The following is a 21585-nucleotide window of genomic DNA, read 5'->3' as shown; positions in this document are numbered from 1 at the left end:
TAACAAAAACTTAACATAACCTTAACTTAAACTTAACATAAATAAATGCTTCTGTCAATTAAATGAAAAAAGCTACATAAGTAGCTTTAGTATCTTTGGACTCCCGCAAGGTTTTCACAGGATTGCTTCGATCACGTCTTCGAGTTGTTTCAGGTTTCGACATTCGAATACTTGCCGGCAATAAGGTGCATAAATTCTCATAATGCTGTCCTCGGTATCCCAGCCGCTTTGCGGTTGGGGGTTGAACCAGAGGACTTTTCTCACCCGTTCCGCGATTTTTTGCAAGAATTCCCTTTCGTCCGGGCGCCAGTTGTTTCTGGCATCACCCAAGATGATAACCGTGCTTTTCGGCGAAACTCCGGGGAGGTATTTATTTGCGAAAATGGTGAATACCTTGCCAAAGTCGGAAAAGCCAGAATAAGAAAAATACGCTTTCGAAAAAGCCTCATGAAGGGCCTCTTCCAGATCTTGCTTCAAGAAGTAATCTGTCACCTCATCGATTACATCAACAAAAAGAAAAGATCGTACGGCGCGAAATCTATTCTGGATGGTATAAACAAGCTGCAGCATAAATTCACTGAAGACCGCTACGGAACCGGAAACATCGCATAGCAGCACCAGTTCCGGTTTGCTGATGACTTTTTTCCGGTACTTTAAACGGATTGGTGTGCCGCCTGACAGCATTGCCTGTCTTACCGTTCTCCTTAAGTCAATTTCTCCGCGTTTTGCTCTTCGGTAGCGGCGCGCGTATTTTGAAGCGAGCTTGCGTGCCAGCTTTGTGATCCTCTTGCGGATTTCTTCTATTTCAAGCTGATTCAACCGGTGAAATTCCTTTTCTTTCAGGTTCGCAGAGAGCGCGATCTCTTCTAAGGCCTCCAGGCCGAAATTTTTGACAAAAAATTCTTCTAAAAGCTCTTTGATTCTATTTTCAAGATAGGCAAGATGCTCCAGCCACCGGGTATAGGTGGCGTCGCTGATCTTTTCCATTTCTTTGATGCGCTCCAGCCTGTTGACCCCTTCGTACCAGCCTATTGCCACTTTGGCCCTCTCCACTGTTTTATCCATTTCTGCAAGCTGTTCCCGCGTGATTTTTCCCAAACTTTTAAGGGCCAGTTCTGCAAGAAAGCGGAGTAAAGGGTAGTTGCCTTCGCGTACTGCTTTCACCAGCAGAAGGGCAGGTGAAGCCCCCCCTCCCTTTCCCATCCCTTTTCCTTCGGCGCTCTGGACCAGCTCTGCGCCGTCTCCAGGGGCGTCCTCGCTTTCCTCTCCGTTTTCTTTGTTTGCTGGATTGTTTGTTCCACCCTGCAGGGATAAAAAAAAGAGCCGAAAAAGCTTGTCAAATAAGGATTTATCGGCGCGCTCTTTAACCAGAGTGCAGCACAGGGCGCAATAGAAGTCTTCCTGAAGAAAGCCTACCTCCGCAGCGGCTTTCAGTGCGTCTGCAACTTGAGAAAATGAAATATTGATTCCGCTTTTGCGAAGAAGCCGGCAGAACTCCAGAATTTTCTCTTCCATGGGCTAGGTTCCCTTTGATAAATTAATGTTCTGGAATTAAAGAAGAAACCTTTGGCGAGATCTTTTCAATGTCGCTCTGGTACTTCAAAAGAATACTGATGGTGCTCTGGATTATTTCTTCATCAATTGAACTTATCCCTAAGGTCAAGAGGGCCTGGGCCCAGTCAATGGTTTCCGCGATGCTTGGCGCTTTTTTTAGTTTTTGCTTTCTGATTGTTTGAACAAAACGGACAAGCTGCTGGGCTAAGGCCTGTTTAATCCCTGGTACTTTAAGATAGATGATATCCAGCTCTCGTTCAAAGGTCGGGTAGTCCAGGTAGAGGTGAATGCATCTCCTTTTTAGAGCATCGCCGAATTCGCGAAAGCTGTTGCTTGTAAGGATCACGATGGGTATATGAAGCGCCTTAATTGTACCCAGTTCAGGTATAGTTACCTGGTAGTCGGACAGGATCTCCAAAAGAAAACTTTCAAACTCCTCATCACTTTTATCTACTTCATCGATCAGCAGAACGACCGGTACTTCTGCCAGGAGGGCTTCTAAAAGGGGGCGTGTAAGAAGAAACTCAGGAGTGAAAATATCTTGCTTGGCTTCTTCCCAAGATTTGTTTTGCATTTGATCAATGTGGAGACGTAAAAGCTGCTTTTGGTAATTCCATTCGTACAGGGCCTTGGCTTCATCTAAACCTTCGTAGCACTGGAGGCGGATCAACCTGCTCTTCGTAGCCTTGGCCAGGACTTTTGCCAGCTCAGTTTTTCCAACTCCTGCAGGACCCTCTACTAAAAGGGGCTTTTGAAGCTTCAAGGCAAGATAAACTACCGTCGCGACATTCCGGTCGGTAATATACTCGCATTCGGCCAGCTTTTGCTGGAGTTCTTCGATAGAGGAAAACATGGTTTTATTTCACTCCCAAGTTGCCTAGAGGCTGTAATTGGGCGCCTCTTTTGTAATGATAACACTGTGTGGGTGGCTTTCCTGCAGTCCGGCGTTGGTAATTTTAATAAATTTGGTTTTTGTTTGGAGTTCCTTAATGTTCCTGACACCGCAGTAACCCATTCCTGCTCGCAGCCCTCCGATGAGCTGGAAAATGGTTTCGGAAAGAGGGCCCCGGTAGGGTACGCGTCCTTCTACTCCCTCTGGTACGAGTTTTTCAGGGTTATCCTGGAAATACCTGTCCATACTCCCCTCTCGCATTGCACCCAAAGAACCCATACCCCGGTAAACTTTATAACTTCTGCCTTGATAGATTTCTATTTCACCGGGACTTTCCTCGGTGCCTGCAAGCAGACTGCCCAGCATTACGGAGCTTGCTCCGGCGGCCAGAGCCTTTGTAATGTCACCGGAATATTTTATCCCGCCGTCGGCGATGATGGGAATATCGTATTTTTGAGCTTCTTCTGCACATTCAACAATCGCCGTAATCTGGGGAACTCCAATTCCTGCAATGACACGAGTTGTGCATATCGAGCCGGGTCCGATCCCCACCTTTACTGCATCCGCGCCTGCCTGGATCAGGTCCCTGGTGGCTTCTGCTGTTGCAACATTGCCTGCGATTAACGGAAGATCGGGAAAGTGGGTCTTGATCAGCTCAATTGCCTTTAAGACCGGGCTTGAATGCCCATGAGCGGTATCGATTACAATAACATCAACCCCCGCCTTCTGGAGGGCCTTGACGCGATCCAGGAGATCCGGGCCGACTCCGACCGCAGCGCCCACCCGCAGGCGCCCCTTTGAGTCTTTAGCTGAGTTGGGGTACTGCCGGGCCTTTTCAATGTCTTTAATTGTAATCAGACCACGCAGGTTGTTTTGCTCATCAACGATCGGCAGCTTTTCTATTTTGTAGCGGCGCAAAATGTTTTTCGCTTCCTGGAGTGTAGTGCCTACAGGAGCGGTAATCAGGTTGTCCTTTGTCATTACTTCCATGATGGGGCGGTTGAGATCATCTTCAAATCTAATATCACGATTGGTAATGATTCCTACCAGCTTTCCGTCTACCGTAATCGGGACCCCGGAAATATGGTAATGTTCCATGATATTCAGCGCATCTTTTACAAGATGTTGGGGGGTCAGTGAAATGGGATCGGTTATAACTCCGTGCTCAGAACGCTTGACCCTGTCTACCTCAACCGCCTGACGCTCAATGGATAAATTTTTGTGGATGATTCCGATTCCGCCTTCCCTTGCGATCGCGATCGCCATCCGGGCCTCGGTCACTGTATCCATACCTGCACTTATGATCGGGATGTTTAGTTTAATATCCTTGGTGAGGTATGTTGATACATCAACATCCCGGGGCAAGACCGAGGATTTTCCAGGAATTAGGAGAACATCATCAAAGGTGAGTCCGATTTTTGCAAATTTATCTTCAACCACGTTCAATACTCCTTTCTCCTTCCCCCCAATCTTTGAATCCCATTTTATCATCTTTAACAAAAAGAAACAATAACTTTCGGCCGCATGGATTCTCTCTGTTTCTTTTAAGAGAGGGAGCAGAGGTGATGTGTATCATTAAGAAGACACAAAATGCCGCGGTTCTGGTGGTATTCTATGATATTCAGTGCTCCATTATCCTGGCGAATGCGGAAGGCATGATTCAAGTCGATATCCAAAAGGGCGCAGATAATCGCTCTGATGGTTCCCCCGTGTGTGACAATGATAAATGCACCCGGGTCGTGCTTTTTAACCAGTTCTAGAACGGTCCGATATGCTCTTTCTTTTAATTGGGCGAACGTTTCTCCCTGTGGGATCTGGATTTCTGCAGGGGTTGTATACCAGCGGTCGGCCAATTCCTTAAAGCGGGTTTTGATTTCTTCAAAAGTGAGGCCCTCCCAGGCTCCAAAGTTAATTTCGCGCAAACTGGAGATTGTTTGGACCTCTAACTGGTGGGGAATGGCAAGGATCCGCGCTGTTTCGTAAGCACGCTTGAGATCGCTCGCGTAAACCGCCTGGACCGGTTCTCTGGCAAGCCGCTGCGCCAGCAGGCGGGCCTGCTTGAGACCAACTTCACTCAGTTCAATGTCAGTATGGCCCTGGTAGCGGGCGTCATGGTTCCAAACCGTTTGGCCATGGCGCACCAAAAGCACTCTTGTCAACCGTTAAACCTCCTTGCATTCCAGTTGATAGATAATATCTTTCAGGTTTTTCAATAAAAGCAAGTTTTCCGGTCTTTTTTTTACAGCAATTCTGATAAAATTATCACCCAGAAAGGCAAAATTACTGCAGTTTCGAATGAGGATGCCCCTCCTGGCAAGCTTGTCCTCTAAGTGCGAAGCCGATAGAGGTTCCTGGAGTTTTACAAGAAGGTAGTTGGCTTCAGAGGGAAAAACCTTGAAGCAAGGTATTTTTGCCAAAGAGAGAACTAGAAAATTCCGTTCTCGCATGACAAGCCTTCGCGTTTCCCGGGCGTAGCCCTTTGCACGGAAGGCCAAAAGGGTCGCAGCCTGGGCGAGGCTGTTGACCTGCCATGGGGGTTGAAAGTTACTTAAGAAATTAATGGTTTCAGGATGCGCAACCCCGTAGCCTACCCTCAGCCCGGGGATTGCATAGAACTTGGTGAGGGAGTGGATGATTAAAATCCCTTTGTTTTTTCGAGTTTCTGGAATGCAGGTTAGTTTTCTCCAGTCGCGGTGGAAGAAAAGAAAAGATTCATCGACAACAACAAAGATGGATCTCCTGCGGCAGAATTCCAGAAATGGCTTTAAAATTTCAGGAGGAAGAAGATAACCGGTAGGGTTGTTTGGATTGCAGATGAAGACCAGATCGGTGCCTTGTGCTGCCCGCACCAGATGCTCGAGATCCAAAGCAAACCCCTTTTGAGGCGAAAGTTTCAGGTGTTTAACCTGCGCATTCCAGACCCGGGCTGCAATTTCATACTCCCGAAAGGTGGGCCCGGGAATCAATACGGTCCGGGGTTGAAGAGCCTGAACTACAAGGTAGATTAATTCTATTGCCCCGTTGGAAAAAGTAATTTGCTGGGGTGAAACGTCTAGCAGAGGTGCGGCGGCTTCTTTTAGAGTCTGGCAGTCCGGTTCCGGATAAAATGCGATCAGGGAAAGATTTTTTTTCAAGTTTTTTTGAATTTCTTGAGGGGGGCCCAGAGGATTTGTATTGGTGCTGAAGTCAACTATATCCTGGGGCTTCAATCCGTATTTTACTGCGGTTGCATTAAGATTTCCCCCATGCCTGTGATTTTGCATGACTCCTCTCCTTTTTTTGCGTTTTTCCCAAGTACCGGCCCCCTCCACCGGTCAACTGTAAAGAGTAGTAATTCTTGATTTCTGGAAACTTTTCTGCAATTTGCTGGATTAAACGGCTATTTCTTTCCTGTCCCGGCGGCAGCAGGACTCCCGCCACGGTTCCGCTGTGAGCCACATTAACACCATATGCTCCCCTTTTGAGTACAAAATCTACTAATTCATGAAATCTCGGTTTGGGATTGATGGCTTGATTTGCCATGGCGCTGATCGTTGCTCCTTCGCCAACAAGGAAAGGATCCTTTCGGCTGAGACCCAGTTTCACCAGCTCAAGGGCCGCCTTTGTTTTTGCCTCGTTCATTTGATTGTAAAGGGGCAACTCGGGGTGCTGGTTGAATTTGAGCGTATCCACTGCTCCCCCGAAGTCGAGCACCAGAATTCCCAACGGGAGTGGCTCTCCCAGACTCTCCTGCATTGAACCCCGGACGTGATCGAACAACCAGATGCCCGGGTAGAAGGTCCCATCTGAAGGTTCAATAGATAAGGCGATCTTTGCAATTACGCCGGGCTCGACTCTGATCTTTAAGGCAGCTCCAACTGCGTAGCAGGCAGCGGCAAGGTCGGCGGTGCTGCTTGCCATTCCCTTACCCAGGGGAAGACTGGAGGCTATTTCTATAATCGCCCCAAAGTCGAAATACCCGAAATGGTTTAAAATTTTCCGAACGGCCTGTGCCGTTTTGGTCCGGTTTTTTGGATAAAAAATTTTTTTCAAAGAAGGCACGAGGGTAACAGTAGCCTTGCTGTAGAGGTTGACAGGACAGGTTACGTGAAAGTTTACCCCGGACGCGGTGCCCTGAACCAGTTCCCCGCAGGAACCCGGCATGCGTACGATCCCCTGAAGATTCACAGAGCGTGCCCTCCCAGGCCGAATCCAATGAGAAGTACCAAAACTTCAGTAAGTTCGCAAAGCGCTCCGTAGGTATCCCCGGTTAAACCACCCAGCAGCCGGACTAAGGATTTGGACAAAAGAAAAGCAAAAATTCCCGTTGCAAGAAAAATAATTAAGCCCGTTATTTTCAGAGACAGGATCGAAATAAAAAGGGTGATTCCGGTTGTTACTGCAAACTTTTTAAGATCCCCGTAAACATTAAAAAAACTGCCCAGGCCCTGCCGCCGCGCGTAGGGAAACGCCACTTGAGCCCAGACCGTCACCTGTCTTCCCAAGACTGGGGCGGTCACGAGAAGAGGGAGAAATTCAAAATCCAGCTGGGTATAGATACTGTACTTAATCAAGAGGAGGAGAAAGGCGCCCACGATTCCGTAGGCTCCCACGTGACTGTCCCGCATAATGGCAAGCCTTTCTTCTTTATCCTTGCCTCCGTATATCCCGTCCAGGGTATCCATAAGGCCATCCAGATGCAGGCCTCCAGTGATAATTACCTGGAATAAAAGAAGGAGAGCCCCGGTGATAATGGGCGGGAAAATATTTTTTAGGAGAAACCAGCTTCCTCCAAGTATCCCCCCGATGATCAGTCCCACTAACGGAAAGTAGTAAATGCTTGCAGAAAAGTCTTCTTCCTTAAAATTATTTCTGGTTGGAAGGGGGAGCCGCGTCAAAAAGGTAACCGCACAAAAGAATTTATCCATAGAAAGCCCGTCCTTCCTTTGGAGATGAGATAGGCAAGAGCAAGGCTTAAGACCAGAAAAATTGCCACTGCACCGTACATTAAGTGCACGGTCCTGGTTATATCTGATGGTTCCAGCGGCCTGAGAGGATCTCCCAGGTGTGGCCGTAAAGAGGGTTTTCCCTGATAGTAATTGACCCCTCCCAGTCGGATTTCGAGGGCGCCTGCCACGGCTGCCTCCGGGAAGCCGCTGTTAGGACTCGGATGCTTACGGGCATCGCGCCGCACTACGGAAAGTCCCCTGCGCCAGTTGAACCTCCAGCAGAAGGCGCTCGCGATTAAAAGTCCGGCTGTCAGGCGGGCCGGGAGGAGGTTTGCCAGGTCGTCTAATTTTGCTGCAAACCATCCGAAATCGCGGTATCTTTCGTTCCGGTAGCCCACCATGGCATCAAGGGTATTAATGACCCGGTAGGCGCAGGCGAAGGGGATTCCCCCAATTAAGAAATAGAAGAGGGGAGCCATAATTCCGTCGCTGATATTTTCGGCTACGGTTTCTACTGTAGCCCTGATAACCTCCGGTTCGTCGAGGTGTTCGGTGTCTCTTCCCACAATAAACCGCAAGCGTTCTCGGGCCTGCACCAGATCTTTTGCTTGAAGGAGGTTGAGAATTTCATGCGCTGCCTCCGCCAGACTCCGGATGGAAATTACACTCCAGAGAAGGAGCCCGCCCACGATGGGATAGAGCACCGGAATCGAGTTTTTGACCAAACCAAGGAAGAAATGGGCGGCAAAGAAAACCGGTACCACGTTTCCAAAAACCAGAAGAAATCCCGCCAGGCGGTTTTTAATAGGCGCCCCTTTCTCCTGATATAACAATCTTTCCCACTTCTGAATCGCTTTGCCAATAAGAGCTACAGGATGATAAGCGACCTGGGGGTCCCCGATGATGAAATCGAGAATCAACGCGAATAAAAGAATTTCGATTTCTGTTCCCTTCATGATTCTCTTACCCGGTCTTGTGGGGAGACAGAACTTTTTGAAGGTCCTGATTGAGGCTTTTCAGATCTACTGCAAGACCGGATACCAGAAAATAGACTTTGTCCGCTTTTGCAGCCATGATCTGATTGGCCCATCCCGCGACATCACGAAAGATGCGGCCCTGGGGGTTTGGAGGAACAAGACCCAGGCCTACTTCGTTCGATACCAGAATCACATGGGCGCGGCAGCTATAGGCCGCCTCGGCCAGCTGTTTCACTTCAGCCAGAGCCCTTTCCTGAACTTTGGAATTTGCTTCAGCTCCCAGGCAGTCTTTAAAAAGAAGATTTGTTATTAAAAATGTCAAACACTCAATGATAATGACTCCCTCGCGCTGCCCCACCTTTTCCACCAATGCGGCTACATGAAGGGGTTCCTCTAAAGTGGTCCAGGTTGCCGGCCTTCTTTTTTGATGTTTCTTGATTCTGGCAGCCATTTCTTCATCCAGTCCTTCGGCGGTGGCAATATAGGTTACAGGTTCTCCGAGAGCAAGGGCCAGGGACTCGGCAAAGCGGCTTTTTCCGCTCCGGGCTCCCCCTGTGATAAAGAAAAACTGTCCGCGGTTCATGCTCGAAGTTGACCTCCAGTTAAATTTTCTAAATTTTTTGCCCGACATAAACGATTCTTGGTGTCTGGGCATGGGGCGGGTCAAAAGTAAAGGCCTGATACGTTCCCTGGATCGTAAAACCTAGTTCGGTGAGGTGGGCCCAAACTTCGGATGGTTCGTAGATCCTCTCCCGGTGTTTTTCATGAAATTTTTCGTAATAATTTTCTCTGGTTTTGACGAATCCGGTTACTTCTGCCTCCCATAATCTTTCTTTTTCAGAGAAGTTCGTGCGCCAGATAAGGGTGAAGAGCTCCTCCTCTGCTACGGAGATCTGCTCATTTTTAGGAACGATTTGGGGGAGGTAATTGAGATCAAAAATAAAATATCCTTTCCCTCTGAGGTTATTGTATACGGCTTGAAAAGCTCGCCGCAACCCTTCAGGCTCCAGGATATAGTTCAGGCCATCCTGGAAACAGACGGCCAGATCGACCGGTTCTTCAAGTTTAAAATTACGGATATCCTGCCGGAGAAAAACTATTTTTAACCCTTGGGTTCTGGCCTTCTGGAGCGCCTGTTTCAGCATGGCTTCGGACAAATCAACACCAAAGGTACGGTAACCCCGTCTTGCCCAGGGAAAAGTCGAGTTTCCCGTGCCGCAGGCCAGATCAACAACCGAGCATACTTCCCCTTTAAGCTTCGCAATAATCTTTTCTACATAGCTTACCCAGGCTTCGTAGTCGATTCCCTGCATGAGGTGATCGTAGAAAACAGCCAGCCTTTCGTACTCCAACTGCCGATCCCACCTTAGCAGAGTTAATAAAGAAACTGTTTCCTGATCACTTTTTCGAGGTGGGCCAGGGTATAACATTCATGCATCCGGGAGTATCGCTGAAAGGCTGCAACAGAGCGGAGGTCTTTCCACTCGTCCTGAGGGAGGGTGTTGAGCCAAAGTATGTCCTTCACCGCCTGCTTAACTCTAAAAAGTTCCTTTTCCGCCCGTTCCAGCTCCAGGGTTTTGGTGTCACTTACGATAATCGCGATGGTATGGGAGGTCAGCAGGAGGGGGTACTGGGTTCGGAGTGTGTTCAAGGAAGCCCCCAGATTGGTCCCCTTCCCCCAGATGCGGCTCTTTCCGATCAGTTCCACCATCGTCTCTTCAAAAGGGCGGAACTTTTTAAAGAAGGGTGTTACGTACTCCAGCTCCTCCGCAAAAATGAAGCTTTCAATGTGTTTCATTACCATGCTCAGCCCGTAGATGAACTGGATCACAAAAGCGGCGTAGCGGGCCATCGAGCCGGAGACGTCGCAGATGAGCAGGATTTGCGGCTTCTGGATGCGCTTCTGTTTGTATTTGAGTTTAAAGATGATTCCTCCGTAGCGGACGTTGGACTTGATGCTCCGCCGGAGATCGATCATTACGGCTTTTTTGCTCATCCGGTAACGCCGTGAAATTTTTGTGGCCAGCTTCCTGGAAAGCTTTTTGAGGATGTTCGTGACTTTGGGCAGATCCCGCTCCCCGATGCGCTTCATATCTTCGTAGAGAAGGTTGCTGTCATCTTCCCCTAATTCGTGTAAAATCGAGGCCAGGACCTCGTCGTCTACTTCGTCATTCGGGAGAGGCGGAAGTTCATCCTCTTCGGCCAGCCTTTGTTTCCAGTAGCGCAAGGAGCCTCGGATCTGATACTCGAGCATCGGTTTGAACCTGCTGTACCGGTCCTCGGGAAGATAGCTTGCCTCCAGGAACTCCCTGATCTTTCTCTTTTCCTCTTCAGGTAGCTGGGCGTAGAGGAGCTTTTCTTCTTCGGTAAGGTCGAGCTTTTCCCCCTGGTAAGCAAGGTCTTTTTCCGCCTCCTCGATCAGGCGCGCCTCCTCTATTTTTCTTTCCTCCCACTCCTCCCGCTGCCGTTGCCTGACTTCCGGGATCGTAAAAAAACTCTCGAAGGCTTGATCGAAGATCGCCTGTTCGTCGTGGTTTTTAATCAGGGTCGCTCGTAAGGCTGCCTTTACATGGGCCCTGTTCAGAAGATCGACGAGCATCAGCGCCCTCAGGGCGGTGATGGTTTCTCCCGTGCTTACTTTTATTCCCAGGTGCCGCAGGATGTGAACGAAGCGGGCAAGGTTGTTTTCCAGGTAGTTTTTCAAGCGAAAGCCCTTCTTTCCGAACGCTTGCAGAGTTGATTCCGGACGATTTCGACAAGCCCTCCGGGCCCCACCTGTTGATTAAAGAGGTCGATATCCTCTTTATCTTTGAGCAAAAGGTTGATGGTTTGTTTCACGTGATCGGCTTCAAGCCTCTGGGCTCCGAAAAGCACGAGCGCCCGGGCGAGATCAAGGGTTTCCGAAATAGACGGTTTCTTTTTCAGATCTATCTGATGGCGCAAGTGGTGAACCGCCAGAGCGATCTCTTCCGCCAGCCTTTCCCCTGCCTCGGGGACCTTCACCTTGATGATTTTGATCTCCTTTTCAATGCTGGGAAAGTCAATAAACAGGAAAACGCAGCGTCTCTTTAAGCCGTCAGAAAGCTCCCGCTCCCCGTTGTTTGTCAGCACTACAATCGGGATGTGGCGGGCCACAAGGGTTCCCAACTCAGGGATCGAGACCTGAAAATCCGAAAGCACCTCAAAAAGAAAGGCTTCAAACTCTTCATCTGTTTTGTCAATTTCGTCAATCAGTAAAACGGTCTTTTTGGAAGCCTGGATTGCCTTGAGAAGGGGCCTTTCCAGCAGATATTCGCGCGAAAAAAGATTCCGCTCGATCAGTTCATCGGAGGTGCTCTCCTTGATGAGCTGGATTTTGATCAGCTGGCGCTGGTAGTTCCATTCGTACAGTGCTTTGTTTTCATCAAGCCCTTCGTAGCACTGGAGGCGGATTAAATCTGTTTCGAAGGCCTGCGCCAGCACCTTCGCGATTTCGGTTTTCCCAACCCCCGGGGCCCCCGTGATCAGGAGTGGTTTTTCCAGACAGAGGGCGAGATAAACCGGAACAATGATCTCTTCCTCTGCGATGTAGCCTGCCCGTTCGAAGCCAGACCGGACCTGGTCAATTGTTACTTTTGCAAACTTCACGAGTTTCTTTTCCCTCCCTGTGCTTTTTTAAAGAAGGCGGCGGGCGAAGGCATAGCGCGGCCCATACCATGTATCCTGGAGTGGTGTGATGGTTATTCCCTTACTTCGGCTCGCGTGAATAAAGGCATTGTTTCCCATGTAAATTCCCACGTGATCGATCAATCCGGTTTTTTCGGTAGAAAAAAAGACAAGATCCCCCGGAGCTAAATCCGCTACCTGGATTCCGGTAGCAGCCTGGCTGCTTGCTGTTCGGGGAAGTTTGATGCCGTGCAGTGAGAAAACATATTGAACAAATCCGGAGCAGTCGAATCCAGTTTCGGGGCAGGCTCCTCCGTACCGGTAGGGAATTCCTATGAAACGCCTTGCTGTTGTGATTACATCTGAATCCTCCTTTCGGGCCGGATGAGATTGTTGTCTCGAAATGGGGTTGATCCTTTCGGCAGCAGTTTGGTTCGTTTTCTGGTGATTTAGAGGATCGGGAACTTTTAAGATCTGGCCAGGGTGGATCAGGGTTCCCTTTATTTTATTCAGTTTTTGGAGCTCCTGTACGGAGGTTCTGTGCATTCTTGCGATTTTCCAAAGGCAGTCCCCTCTTTTTACAAGATAAGTGCCGGCCTCCGAAATTTGCGGGAAGCTCAAGCTTAAAAAGAAGATCATTCCCCACATCATCCCGAATTTCGTCGGCTGCTGGTTTTTCATTTTAATTCCCCCAGATTTTCTGAATACGTTTACACTATTTTTCGTTGCCGAAGTTTATATTCCTTCCGCGCCTGGCGAATTTTAATGCAATAATTGGTGCAGCAGCTTGAGGTCGGCTACCGTTTGATCCGGCACCGTTATTGTGCCCAGCGGGGGGTAATCCAGACCGGGTCCATGGGAATCGGACCCCCCTGTCATTATCAGTCCACTTTTTTGGCAAATCCAGACGTATCTTGCAATCATCTCTGGTGTGTGGCGTGGATAATATACTTCGATTCCCAGCAGGCCCGCTTTGATGAACTCCGGTATCAGTTCGTCTCGATCCATTAAACCGGGATGCGCCAGCACGGGGATCCCCCCGCCCTTGCGAATTAATGCGATTGCCTGAAAGGGGCTCAGCCTGTGGCGCGCTACGTATGCGGGTTTCCCCTGGCCGAGATAGCATTGGAAGGCTTCTTCAACAGAGGAAACATAGCCCGCTTCGATCAGAGCCTGGGCGATGTGGGGCCTCCCTATTGGAGCCGGACCGGCAATTTCCTTGACCCGGGCGGGCGACAGACTTATTCCTATTTTTTTCAGTTTCCCAATCATTGCTGCTGCTCTTTCTTCCCGGGCATTCCGAAGGTCATTCAGCGCCTGTTGAAACCAGCCTGCTTGAAACTCTATATAATAGCCTAAAATGTGGACTTCAATTCCTTCCCAATCGGTATTGAGTTCAATGCCGGGAACCAGTTCTAAGTCCTTCCCGGTTGCGGTGCGAAGAGCAGAATAGATTCCGTCAACCGTATCATGATCCGTTAAGCTTATTGCCGAAAGCCCGGATTGGACGGCCTGGTTCACAATTTCTTCTGGCGTCAGGGTTCCATCTGAAGCTGTACTGTGTACATGAAGGTCGGCAGACAAGTTAGCTCCCCTTCTTATTTTAAAACTTCTTTAAGTATCCGGAGGCAGTTTTCTCCACATATTTTTTGAATAGAAGTATCGGAATAACCTCGTTTCTGGAGGGCCTCAATGATTCTGGGAAAGTGAGTGACATCTGTTATTTCGGGAATCAGAGAATCCGTTCCATCGAGGTCGGAACCAAAACCCAGATATTCATCACCGACAAGTGCGCAGATATGATCGATGTGATTCAATAAATCATTCAGCCCCGCCCCCGGAGGGCCCAGAAAGTCGGGGACAAAGTTCAATCCGATAACCCCTCCTTTTTGAGCCAGCCCCTTAATTTGTTCGTCTGAAAGGTTGCGGGGATGGTTCCAGATTGCACGGCTGTTTGAGTGAGAAGCAATTACAGGACTGGTGCTCAATTCGAGTGCATCCCAGAAGCCCCTTTCCGCAAGGTGAGAAACATCGATAACCATGCCAAGTCTGTTCATCTCTTTAATGACTTGAACTCCGAAATTTGTAAGCCCTCCCCCTGTTCGGTCTTCTGTAATCCCATCTGCGAGTTCGTTTCGCTCGTTCCAGGTCAGGCCCAGACTTCTGATTCCCAGCCGGTGGAGAACCCGTAAAATTCGCAGGTTTCCTTCCAGAACTTCTCCTCCTTCGATGGCCAGGAGAACCCCCATTTTACCGCTTGCCAGGCATTTCGAAAGACTTGTTTGGGAGGTGATAATTTCCACCAGAGTTCTCTTGTTTTCAAGCTGTTCTAAGAAAAAATCTAACATCTCAAGGATGCGGTGGAGACACCGGAAGCGGCGGTAGATGCTTTCAGGAAATAAAGCAAAAAATTGAATTCGAATGTTTCCTTCCTTGAATTTTTGGATTTCGATCTGTTTTTGGGCGCGGTAGGCTGCAAGGATTGTATCACAGTGCATGTCGATGATCATCATTTAACCTCTCCTTGTGAGAATCACATAAAAAACATAAAAACCTGTTCATTTCGCTTGCAAAATGAACAGGTTATTTATAAATATCGCAAAAGGAACCGGCCGATCTTTTTCTAGGCTTATCTGGGCTCTACGATCAGTTTAATGGCTGTTCTCTCTTCACCGTCGATGACAATGTCTGTAAAGGCAGGGATGCAAATGAGGTCTACACCGCTGGGAGCTACGAATCCTCTTGCAATAGCTACCGCTTTAACCGCCTGGTTTAAGGCACCTGCTCCGATTGCCTGAAGTTCCGCACAGCCCTTTTCTCTTAAAACTCCGGCAAGAGCACCGGCCACCGAATTAGGGCTAGACTTTGCTGACACCTTCAATACTTCCACGAACTCAACCTCCCCTGTTGTTTTCCCCCAACTTATAAGCCCCTGAATAAACCCGAAAAAAGTGTTAGTACAATAATCATATCATCAACGGGGAGTTTTAGCAAGATAAAATTTTGGCTATTTTTCCTGGATAATCTGGATTCTTTCAATTGCTTGAGTGGTGTTTCGTTGGGGATCGATTTCAAGAAAAAGGGCGTTTAACTGAAGGGCTCCTCCGGCAACCTCAAAGCGAACGGGCTGAAGTGTAAGAAATTTTTTTAACACCGCCTCCAGTTTTACCCCGAGGACGGAGTCCCGGGGCCCCGTCATCCCGACATCGGTGATATAGCCCGTTCCTCCCGGCAAAATCCGTTCATCAGCGGTTTGAATATGGGTATGGGTTCCGATTACTGCTGTTACCCGTCCGTTTACATACCAGCCGAAAGCCACCTTTTCCGAGGTGGCCTCGGCATGAAAATCAACCAGAATCAACGAGGTTTCCTGTTGAAGCAAGGGAAGGATCTGGTCAATACTGCGGAAAGGACACTCCAGAGGGGGAAGAAATACGCGCCCTGAAAGATTGACAATACCCACCTTTACGTCCTGGACAGAAACAACTGTAAATCCCTGTCCCGGCGTACCCGGGGGGTAGTTGGCCGGCCGGATGATTCTTTTGTCGCGGTCAATAAAATTGTAAATTTCCTTGCGATCCCATACATGATTTCCCATGGTTAAGATATCAATTCCGGCATCATAAAGTTCCTGGGCGGCTTCCTCCGTGATTCCGTTGCCTCCTGCTGCATTTTCACCATTTGCAATGATCAGGTGAGGTTCGTACTTTTCTTTGAGTGCCGGAAGCATTTCTCTTACAGCGCGGCGCCCGGGCCGGCCGACAATGTCTCCAAGGAACAAAATTCGCAAGGAAATTTTACCTCCTGAGCTATTTGTTGAAAACAAAAACCTTTCCCTCGTCTCGTAAAGCAATCAATTTAGTATTTGAGCTGGATCTTTTGGCGTTTTCCAGCATATATCCAATCAATTCTTCATGCAGCGAGAGATCATCGATCATTAAACCATCGTCTTCTTCAGTTACAAGCTGGGAACCGAACTCCTCTTTGATTAATGCAATAATCAGTGCTATTTCCTTTTGGGAAAGGGTTTGGACATCTCTTTGGAATTCGATGGTTGTAAAGAAATCTAGCGATTGAAAGACCAGAGAACAAACTTCAATTTCCCGTTTTTCTAAATAATAATAAGCGCGGAGGGATTCCTTTAAGTGCCGGTGAAATTCTTTTAGTTTTGCCTTGGCTACGCCATTCGAAAGATAGAATGTAAATTTAACAGTTCGACTTTTAGGATCAAGATTAATTGTGGCGATTTCCGGATAACAAAGCAGGATCGAGGTAAGAAGGTTCGCAATATGAGATACGTTATTATTACTATCTTTTTCGCTATGCTTTTTGGCCATTACTTAATCCCTTCCCTTGCAAAAAATTAAAAGGTGCATCCAATTGCATCTTTATTTTTTTCGTCAGTAATTGAATAAATCCTGCTCCTTGAGAATTTCCTTTTCCTAACTGCCCCTTTGAAGAGAAAAAGGCCATTACTGGCCTTTTTTGGGCTTGAACGGCCCTGGAGGGCCGGAGCGGACTGCCGGATACGGAATCATTTTGCATATTCTACGTTTCTCGTTTCCCTGATCACTACTACTTTAATCTGCCCAGGATATTCCAACTCCTTTTCTATCTTTTTCACGATTTCCCGGGCTAATTGTGCAGCCTGAAGATCGTCGATTTGTTCCGGTTTTACCATAATCCGGATTTCCCGGCCTGCTTGAATTGCATATGATTTTTCTACACCTTCAAAGGATTCGGCGATTTCTTCAAGTTTTTCGAGACGCTTGAGGTAGGTCTCTAGAGTTTCCCTCCGCGCCCCGGGTCTTGCAGCAGAAATTGCATCTGCTGCCTGAACAAGAACCGCTTCTATTGTTTCCGGTTCCTGATCCCCGTGATGCGCTAAAATACAGTGGATTACTTCCGGACTTTCCCGGTATTTACGCGCTAAATCTGCCCCAATGGTGACATGCGGACCCTCCATTTCATGGTCAACGGCTTTTCCGATGTCGTGAAGGAGTCCGGCGCGTTTTGCAAGTTGGACATCTGCGTGGAGTTCTGCTGCCATTGTTCCTGCAAGGTATGCCACCTCAAGCGAGTGTTTTAAAACATTTTGACCGTAGCTCGTTCTGAATTTTAACCTGCCCAAAAGTTTAATCAACTCCGGATGGAGATTGGGCACTCCAACCTCAAAAGCGGCCTGTTCTCCCTCTTCCCGGATTTTTTGCTCAATTTCTTTCTGCGCTTTTTCTACCATCTCTTCAATCCGGGCCGGATGAATTCTCCCGTCGGCGATGAGTTTCTCCAGGGCAATACGGGCGGTTTCACGTCGAATTGGATCAAATCCCGAAAGGATCACGGCTTCCGGTGTATCATCGATGATCAGGTCAACTCCTGTCAGGGTCTCTAAAGTTCTGATATTTCTTCCTTCCCTGCCGATGATTCGTCCCTTCATTTCGTCATTAGGTAAAGATACAACGGAAACGGTTGTTTCTGCAACAATATCGGCTGCACACTTTTGAATTGCCTGGGTTACGATTTCCCGTGCTCTTTTTTCAGCTTCCTCCCGGGCCTGAGTTTCTGCTTCTTTGATAATTAATGCGGCTTCATGTTTAACTTCGTCTTTAATGTTGTTCAGGAGCAGCTCCCTTGCTTCTTCTTTTGATAAACCGGAAATGCGCTCCAGTTCAGAGGCCTGTTTTTGGAGCAGCTCATCTAAGCTGGCTTTCATCTGGCTGATTTCTTGATCCTTTTTCAGCAGACTTTCTTCTCGCTTTTCGAGGCTTTCCAGCTTCCGGTCTAAAGTTTCTTCTTTTTGGAGCAAGCGCCGCTCAAGCCGCTGAAGTTCGTTGCGCCGCTCGCGGTTTTCGCGTTCGGCCTCGCTTCTCATGAGATGAATTTCTTCTTTTGCTTCAAGGATTGCCTCTCTTTTTTTAGCCTCTGCTTCCTTTTGCGCTTCCTCCAAAATTCGTTTTGCCGCATCTTCTGCAAACGAAATTTTAGCTTCTGCTAAGTGTTTTCTCAGCAAGTATCCGGCAAGTACGCCCAGCATGAGAGCAGATATGGCAAGTGTTACGAAAATGGCTGAAATAAAGTTAATTCTTATCACCTCTTTCCTTAATTCAGAAAAATTAAGTTTTCATAAATAAAACCGAGTAGAAACTCGGTTTTATTATAGAAACTTCTTCCACAATTTAACCGATATTTAGTTTGCCTTTTGATTTATTTTTCCTTAAAAAATTTATCTATAGTAAAACTGTGGCAGAAGTTCTATCCATTGTTTCCACTTGCTTTAAATTTTATTACCCTTTGAGATGGATGTCAAGTAAATCTGACGCTTATGTATCGTTGCATGCCCTCCATAAAAAGCAGGAACCTTTTCTTTGGGTCAACTGAGGAGCCTCCGGGTATGCTCGATCTGGCCCTCGTCAGCGCCCACAAAGTTGCCTGGTCGGCGGGGAATGATTGACGAACGTCTGGGGTTCGGTAAAATCGGCGGCCTCGCGTTCGCTGCGGAGTTGGTGCGGAGGAGGCTCAGGGAACAAACCGGAGGATGCCCGGCACCAGCCGGCAACATGGAAACCTGGAGTTTTTAAGATTCACCTCTGTTGTCGAGTTCATCCTCATGATACCCCTGCGGCGATAAAGAGAGCTCCCTGCTTCCAATCATCGACCGGATTTTTTGCTCGATTTCGTCAGCAATTTCGCGATGCTCTTTTAAGAATTCCTTTGCGTTTTCGCGCCCCTGACCCAGACGTTCGTCTCCGTAGGCAAACCAGGACCCGGCCTTCGAGATTAACCCCAACTCCAAACCGATATCGAGGAGACTGCCTTCCCGCGAAATACCCTGGCCGTACATGATGTCAAAATCCGCTTGTTTAAAAGGTGGTGCCACTTTGTTCTTAACTACTTTCACCCTTGTCCGACTTCCTACCACTTCTGTTCCCTGTTTAATTGCTTCAAGTTTTTTTACTTCAAGCCTTACCGAGGCATAAAACTTGAGCGCCCTCCCTCCAGGAGTGACTTCGGGGTTTCCAAACATAACCCCAACCTTTTCCCTTACCTGGTTTATAAAAATCGCTGTGGTCCTGGATTTACTGATGGCTCCCGTGAGTTTTCTTAAAGCCTGGGACATCAAGCGGGCCTGGAGGCCCACGTGAACGTCTCCCATCTCACCTTCTAGTTCTGCCCTGGGAACAAGAGCAGCTACAGAGTCAACGACAAGGACATCTAGGGCACCGCTCCGGACGAGGGTTTCGGCGATTTCCAGGGCCTGTTCACCGGTATCTGGTTGCGAAACTAAAAGATTGTCAATATCGACTCCCAATTTCTGGGCGTAAAGAGGATCAAGAGCATGTTCGGCATCAATAAAGGCGGCAATACCACCTGCTTTTTGAGCCTCTGCAATTACATGAAGGGCCACTGTGGTTTTTCCCGAGGATTCAGGACCGTAAATTTCAATAACCCTCCCCCTCGGAACTCCACCCACACCGAGGGCCAGGTCCAGCGCAAGACTTCCGGTGGGAATTACTTCTACGTTCAGGTGGGCAGGAGCTTCTCCCAAGCGCATAATCGATCCCTTGCCAAAGGATCTTTCAATTTGCGTCATGGCCAGTTCTAATGCTTTAAGTTTTTCGTTCATCCTTCCCCCCTACCCCTTTAAAACAAATGTTCGGAATCCTTCCAACATTATATTTTACCCTGGGAAAGGTTGTCAAATAAAATTTATTTTTTAATGTCCTACCTTCTCAGCGGGAATGCAGCCAAAGAAGAATAAGAGGGTCCTGCGGGGCTTAATTTACTTTCCATGAGGTGAAGTTCGGATACCGGGAAACTTCCTATTTCTCCCGAAAGGGGTGAACCTTTCATTTTAATTAAAAGAAGTTCGATGTTGGCAGGAGAACGGAATCTTCCCAGGGTGATATGGGGATGAAAACTCTTTTCTTCTCTGGGAAAGCCATGGTTTAAGAGGCCGTTTTCTATTTTCAACCAGAGGTTGTGTAAAGCATCAAGGGCATCACCGCCGAGGCCCAACCAGAGAACGCGGGGGTGCCGACGATTGGGAAATAAGCCCCAGCCGCCGTACTTCAAAGAAAAGGAATCTACCTGGGGGGTTAATTCGGTTAAAAAAAGGCTAATTTTGCGAATTTCACTTTCTGTAAGGGAACCAAAAAACTTGAGTGTTAAGTGATAGTTTTCTTTTTCCACCCATTTGATATCCAGAGGGAGCCGGCAGATGGGGTTTAAATGTTGGTAGATCTGGTTCTTAACATCATCCGGGAGCAAAACGGCAAGAAAAGAGCGTATTTTTTTGGGGCCAAAAGCATTTTCCATCTTACCCAACCTCGACAGGCTTGATTAAGAACCGCCGGAGAAAATCCAGGGCGCCTTTTGCCGCCAGTTTTTTCACTGTAATTCGCCCCACCCCCGGGTAAAAGAGTTTTTTTGCAAACACCCCGGAAGGGGTCGCCAGACCGACGTATACAGTACCAACTGGGGTTTCAGGGAGACCGCCTGAAGGGCCCGCGATCCCTGTGGTGGCGAGGCCGAGATCTGTTCCGAGTACCCGGCGGGCGCCCAGGGCCATTTCCTTTGCTGTTTCCGGACTTACCACTCCGGCTTCCGCGAGGGTTTTAGCTTTGACACCTAAAATGTTTTCTTTGATTTCGTTGTGATAGGCAATAATTCCGCCACAGAAGTAGTCGGAGCTTCCGGCAATGTTTGTGAGATAATTTCCTATTAAGCCCCCGGTGCAGGACTCGGCGACTCCTAAAGTAATATTTCGGCTCCGCAGCAGCTCTCCCACTTTGCCTGGCAGGGTTGCGTCATCTATTCCGTAGAGATCGGGTTCAAGCAGTGATTTAATTTTCTCAACGAGCTGCAGGAACAAACTTTCGACTCCGTTGGGGGTGCCGGTTGCCTGAAGAATTACGTGAACTTCGCCGAGACGGGGAAGAAAGCTGATCTTTACCGGTGTATCTTTAATTTCTTTTAAGAATTCCTTTAACCTTTCTAAAATTGCAGATTCTCCCAGCCCGAAAACCTTAAAGGTACACTTTTTTTGGAAAGGAACCACCGGGTAGCGGCCTTCAAGGTAAGGTCTAATCTCGCTGAGAAACATTTGCTTTAACTCACCAGGGGGGCCGGGTAAGGCAATAATTGTTTGGATGCCTTGAGTGACAATAATGCCTGCAGCGGTTCCCAGGTGATTGGGAACCGCGCGCGCCTGGTACGGAAGGTAAGCCTGTTTGATGTTGGCGGGCGGTGTTTCCCTTCCCCGGGCTCGAAAGAAAAGCTGGATTGCCTCCCAGAGATCGGGCCGAAATTCGAGAGGTTGATTAACAGCTTCAGCAAGGGCCTCCCTTGTTAAATCATCCGGCGTGGGCCCCAAACCTCCGGTGACAATGATAATTTCGGCCCGCGTCAGGGCTTCGCGAATCGTTCTCTTGATCTCTTCCTGGTCGTCGCCGATGGTAACCAATCTCCCAATTTCATACCCCAGTTCGAGTAGTTGGTTTAATAAAAAAGGGGTTGTAGTATTTTCAATTTCTCCTCTTACTAATTCGTCGCCTGTTGCGATGATTTCGACCTTAGCCATTTTGAGATC

Annotated in this window: 22 protein-coding genes; all 22 read right to left on the bottom strand. The window is 48.2% G+C overall.

The genetic code is table 11. The annotated features are described in order from the left end of the window. Positions 1-114 precede the first annotated feature (114 nt). The 22 genes from HPY58_01335 to HPY58_01230 all read right to left on the bottom strand — a co-directional run bounded on the left by HPY58_01335 (position 115) and on the right by HPY58_01230 (position 21576). Positions 115-1515, bottom strand: a complete 1401-nt coding sequence (locus HPY58_01335; GenBank protein NPV28303.1) for a VWA domain-containing protein — start codon at positions 1513-1515, stop codon at positions 115-117. Between the two features lie 22 nt (positions 1516-1537). After that, the gene (locus HPY58_01330) at positions 1538-2407 is read right to left on the bottom strand and encodes a MoxR family ATPase (GenBank protein ID NPV28302.1); all 870 of its coding nucleotides are present in this window, start codon (positions 2405-2407) and stop codon (positions 1538-1540) included. Positions 2408-2431: 24 nt separating this feature from the next. Next, entirely contained in the window at positions 2432-3937 is a 1506-nt protein-coding gene (guaB, locus tag HPY58_01325; protein ID NPV28301.1) for an IMP dehydrogenase, read from the bottom strand. Positions 3938-3990: 53 nt separating this feature from the next. Next, complete coding sequence (gene cobC, locus HPY58_01320; protein ID NPV28300.1) at positions 3991-4605, bottom strand: alpha-ribazole phosphatase; 615 nt, start codon at positions 4603-4605, stop codon at positions 3991-3993. Positions 4606-4608: 3 nt separating this feature from the next. Next, positions 4609-5709, bottom strand: coding sequence for a threonine-phosphate decarboxylase (locus HPY58_01315; protein ID NPV28299.1), 1101 nt, complete (start codon positions 5707-5709; stop codon positions 4609-4611). Then, positions 5678-6613: a GHMP kinase gene (locus tag HPY58_01310; protein NPV28298.1), complete on the bottom strand. Its 936-nt coding sequence runs from the start codon at positions 6611-6613 to the stop codon at positions 5678-5680. The genes HPY58_01315 and HPY58_01310 overlap by 32 nt, the downstream gene beginning before the upstream one ends. Next, positions 6610-7353, bottom strand: coding sequence for an adenosylcobinamide-GDP ribazoletransferase (cobS, locus tag HPY58_01305; protein ID NPV28297.1), 744 nt, complete (start codon positions 7351-7353; stop codon positions 6610-6612). Before cobS ends, HPY58_01310 begins: the two co-directional genes overlap by 4 nt. Beyond that, on the bottom strand, positions 7320-8330 hold the full coding sequence (gene cobD, locus HPY58_01300) for a cobalamin biosynthesis protein CobD (protein NPV28296.1): 1011 nt from the start codon (positions 8328-8330) through the stop codon (positions 7320-7322). Before cobD ends, cobS begins: the two co-directional genes overlap by 34 nt. Positions 8331-8337: 7 nt before the next feature. Continuing rightward, positions 8338-8934: a bifunctional adenosylcobinamide kinase/adenosylcobinamide-phosphate guanylyltransferase gene (gene cobU, locus HPY58_01295; protein NPV28295.1), complete on the bottom strand. Its 597-nt coding sequence runs from the start codon at positions 8932-8934 to the stop codon at positions 8338-8340. A 28-nt stretch (positions 8935-8962) separates the two neighbouring features. After that, entirely contained in the window at positions 8963-9703 is a 741-nt protein-coding gene (locus HPY58_01290; GenBank protein NPV28294.1) for a class I SAM-dependent methyltransferase, read from the bottom strand. Positions 9704-9726: 23 nt separating this feature from the next. Continuing rightward, entirely contained in the window at positions 9727-11055 is a 1329-nt protein-coding gene (locus tag HPY58_01285; GenBank protein NPV28293.1) for a VWA domain-containing protein, read from the bottom strand. Beyond that, positions 11052-11978: a MoxR family ATPase gene (locus HPY58_01280; GenBank protein NPV28292.1), complete on the bottom strand. Its 927-nt coding sequence runs from the start codon at positions 11976-11978 to the stop codon at positions 11052-11054. The genes HPY58_01285 and HPY58_01280 overlap by 4 nt, the downstream gene beginning before the upstream one ends. A gap of 27 nt (positions 11979-12005) precedes the next feature. Beyond that, the gene (locus tag HPY58_01275) at positions 12006-12677 is read right to left on the bottom strand and encodes a LysM peptidoglycan-binding domain-containing protein (GenBank protein NPV28291.1); all 672 of its coding nucleotides are present in this window, start codon (positions 12675-12677) and stop codon (positions 12006-12008) included. An 81-nt stretch (positions 12678-12758) separates the two neighbouring features. Continuing rightward, complete coding sequence (locus tag HPY58_01270; protein ID NPV28290.1) at positions 12759-13580, bottom strand: PHP domain-containing protein; 822 nt, start codon at positions 13578-13580, stop codon at positions 12759-12761. 14 nt (positions 13581-13594) lie between these two features. After that, complete coding sequence (locus HPY58_01265) at positions 13595-14509, bottom strand: membrane dipeptidase (protein ID NPV28289.1); 915 nt, start codon at positions 14507-14509, stop codon at positions 13595-13597. Between the two features lie 116 nt (positions 14510-14625). After that, positions 14626-14886 (bottom strand): stage V sporulation protein SpoVS, encoded by a 261-nt coding sequence (gene spoVS, locus HPY58_01260; protein NPV28288.1) that lies wholly within the window; start codon positions 14884-14886, stop codon positions 14626-14628. 117 nt (positions 14887-15003) lie between these two features. After that, the gene (locus HPY58_01255) at positions 15004-15786 is read right to left on the bottom strand and encodes a TIGR00282 family metallophosphoesterase (protein ID NPV28287.1); all 783 of its coding nucleotides are present in this window, start codon (positions 15784-15786) and stop codon (positions 15004-15006) included. 19 nt (positions 15787-15805) lie between these two features. After that, positions 15806-16333 (bottom strand): hypothetical protein, encoded by a 528-nt coding sequence (locus HPY58_01250; protein NPV28286.1) that lies wholly within the window; start codon positions 16331-16333, stop codon positions 15806-15808. 197 nt (positions 16334-16530) lie between these two features. Next, positions 16531-18078 (bottom strand): ribonuclease Y, encoded by a 1548-nt coding sequence (gene rny / locus HPY58_01245; GenBank protein NPV28285.1) that lies wholly within the window; start codon positions 18076-18078, stop codon positions 16531-16533. A 492-nt stretch (positions 18079-18570) separates the two neighbouring features. Then, positions 18571-19620 carry a recombinase RecA gene (gene recA / locus HPY58_01240; GenBank protein NPV28284.1) on the bottom strand — a complete coding sequence of 350 codons (1050 nt, stop codon included), beginning with the start codon at positions 19618-19620 and terminating at the stop codon, positions 18571-18573. A gap of 98 nt (positions 19621-19718) precedes the next feature. Then, positions 19719-20312, bottom strand: a complete 594-nt coding sequence (thpR, locus tag HPY58_01235) for an RNA 2',3'-cyclic phosphodiesterase (GenBank protein NPV28283.1) — start codon at positions 20310-20312, stop codon at positions 19719-19721. Between the two features lies 1 nt (position 20313). Next, complete coding sequence (locus HPY58_01230) at positions 20314-21576, bottom strand: competence/damage-inducible protein A (protein ID NPV28282.1); 1263 nt, start codon at positions 21574-21576, stop codon at positions 20314-20316. Positions 21577-21585 lie beyond the last annotated feature (9 nt).

It is taken from the genome of Bacillota bacterium (genome assembly GCA_013177945.1).
In the GTDB taxonomy this organism is placed as follows: domain Bacteria; phylum Bacillota; class DSM-12270; order Thermacetogeniales; family Thermacetogeniaceae; genus Ch130.
This window is presented reverse-complemented; position numbering and strand designations above follow the sequence as displayed.

Coding starts and splice junctions, on each gene's coding strand:
- thpR (NPV28283.1), bottom strand. CDS start 20,312: ATGGAAAATGCTTTTGGCCCCAAAAAAATACGCTCTTTTCTTGCCGTT.
- cobU (NPV28295.1), bottom strand. CDS start 8,934: ATGAACCGCGGACAGTTTTTCTTTATCACAGGGGGAGCCCGGAGCGGA.
- HPY58_01250 (NPV28286.1), bottom strand. CDS start 16,333: ATGGCCAAAAAGCATAGCGAAAAAGATAGTAATAATAACGTATCTCAT.
- HPY58_01330 (NPV28302.1), bottom strand. CDS start 2,407: ATGTTTTCCTCTATCGAAGAACTCCAGCAAAAGCTGGCCGAATGCGAG.
- HPY58_01265 (NPV28289.1), bottom strand. CDS start 14,509: ATGATGATCATCGACATGCACTGTGATACAATCCTTGCAGCCTACCGC.
- cobD (NPV28296.1), bottom strand. CDS start 8,330: ATGAAGGGAACAGAAATCGAAATTCTTTTATTCGCGTTGATTCTCGAT.
- guaB (NPV28301.1), bottom strand. CDS start 3,937: ATGATAAAATGGGATTCAAAGATTGGGGGGAAGGAGAAAGGAGTATTG.
- cobS (NPV28297.1), bottom strand. CDS start 7,353: ATGGATAAATTCTTTTGTGCGGTTACCTTTTTGACGCGGCTCCCCCTT.
- HPY58_01315 (NPV28299.1), bottom strand. CDS start 5,709: ATGCAAAATCACAGGCATGGGGGAAATCTTAATGCAACCGCAGTAAAA.
- recA (NPV28284.1), bottom strand. CDS start 19,620: ATGAACGAAAAACTTAAAGCATTAGAACTGGCCATGACGCAAATTGAA.
- HPY58_01335 (NPV28303.1), bottom strand. CDS start 1,515: ATGGAAGAGAAAATTCTGGAGTTCTGCCGGCTTCTTCGCAAAAGCGGA.
- HPY58_01275 (NPV28291.1), bottom strand. CDS start 12,677: ATGAAAAACCAGCAGCCGACGAAATTCGGGATGATGTGGGGAATGATC.
- HPY58_01230 (NPV28282.1), bottom strand. CDS start 21,576: ATGGCTAAGGTCGAAATCATCGCAACAGGCGACGAATTAGTAAGAGGA.